Source organism: Endozoicomonas ascidiicola, assembly GCF_001646945.1.
Classification (GTDB): domain Bacteria; phylum Pseudomonadota; class Gammaproteobacteria; order Pseudomonadales; family Endozoicomonadaceae; genus Endozoicomonas; species Endozoicomonas ascidiicola.
In genome coordinates this window covers 1-1724 of the sequence record NZ_LUTV01000019.1, presented here as the reverse complement: position 1 = coordinate 1724, position 1724 = coordinate 1, and the positions used below count along the sequence as shown (strand labels likewise).

Genomic DNA, 1724 nt, shown 5'->3' with positions numbered 1-1724 from the left:
CATCAGAGGAACATGTTTAAGAGGATGATAGAAAAATTGAAAAACGCCAGAAATTAGTGGAAAAAATCACATGTTTGTTTCTTGCCATGATGATTCTCGACTTTAGAGTTCTCAAAGCACAATAGTTCAACAGCAATCGAATAATCAGCTAAAAAGCAACCATCCCCAACCACCAAGTTTGAGATGGCTGCCATGCTCACTTCAGATCATCGAACAATCCTCCGGGAGCTCGYTTTTTATACAACCTTTCTAGCCAGAGCGCTATCACCAACTGCAGTACCAACGTTCTGCGAACTGCTCTTTGGTTGCATGCTTTCAGGGGACGGTTTTGTTACACAGGCACTATTGTCCATCGACTATCAATGCGTCTGGAGTAGCTATCATCACTGGATCTCACACGGTAAGTGGCGATGGAAGCACTTGGCGTGTCGTTTGATCCGACTGGTGTGTTCAAAAGCCCCAACAGATGAGCCGATCACTCTCGCACTTGATGATTGGGTTATCGAACGATACTCAGATAAAGCCCCGGCTTGTCGAACCCATCATCAGCACAGTAAAAAACGTAACCGTCCGACGTATATCTGGGGGCAGTGCTGGGTCTCTCTTGCTGTGATTTTTGAACGAGCGGCAGACGAAATGTTTACCGCTATTCCAATCATATCATTTCCAGCGCCGGCTTCAGGAAACACCAGTAAACTGAAGATTGCTGTTGCCATGCTCAAAGTGGTGCGAGAAGAAGTAAAGGGTAGAGTGCTACGTCTGGTTGCTGACTGTTGGTTTATGAATGTAACCCTGATAGAACCCACTCTGGCAATGGGCATAGAAGTTATTGGTCAAATACCCAGGAATCGTGCCCTATATGCACGGCCGGTGGAGCTCCTCAAAAAGAAACGAGGACGACCCAGAAAATACGACACCAAAATGACGGCAGATGAAGTGGAGAAATTATCGGAGCACAAGGCTATCGTATGGTTGTACGGCAAGCATCGTACAATACGTTATCGAACCATGATTTGCCGCGCCAAATTCCTCAAAGGTCGGGAGGTGCGAGTCGTCTGGAGCCGTTTTGAAAATGACAAAGGGTTAACCGAAAGCAGAATATTCATCTCAACCAACATAGAGCACGAAGGGTTGGACGTTCTACGAGGCTACAGAAAGCGATGGCCAATTGAGCCGATGTTCAATCAACTCAAACACGCCTTCGGCTGTCGCCACCTATGGCAGCAAAAGTTGAGATCGGTTCTTCGATGGATGCATTTGAAAATGGCAGCCTATGCATTATTGCAACTGCTGACCGTCTGTAAAAATCAAGCATGCCTGAGTATCTCGAGTTTRCCCTGGCGAGATCAGGACACTACGACCGCTGGCATGATGAGAATTGCGCTCTCAAAAATTATTCCCCGGTTCCCAATTCGCGAGGGTTGGAACCGATATTGGCAAAAATATGAGTTCGATTTCGATAAACTGACCGACCAGTTAATTTGCGATAAGGGTAAAGCCGCATAACCAAAGGCTTTTAGACAAAAAAACCGAATATAAGCGAGCCTGAAAAAATAGTTCGTCGATGTTGTTTATTTTGAAATTATGCAATCTGACCAAACTTCCGTTTTATGGGAAATCTAAAGTCGAGTTTCTTGCCATGATGATTTACTATTGGGATTATTTGTTTCGAGCTATTGCAGACGAATTTAAAGTAAGCATGGTCTTTGATACATCAATAAATA

The 1724-nt window shown here is 44.8% G+C and carries 1 protein-coding gene; it reads left to right on the top strand.

Annotated features, from left to right (window positions below; all coding sequences use genetic code 11):
* The first annotated feature begins 192 nt into the window (after nucleotides 1–192).
* The gene (locus AKL11_RS24140; protein ID WP_172807368.1) at nucleotides 193–1506 is read left to right on the top strand and encodes an IS701 family transposase; all 1314 of its coding nucleotides are present in this window, start codon (nucleotides 193–195) and stop codon (nucleotides 1504–1506) included.
* The last annotated feature ends 218 nt before the right edge of the window (nucleotides 1507–1724 follow it).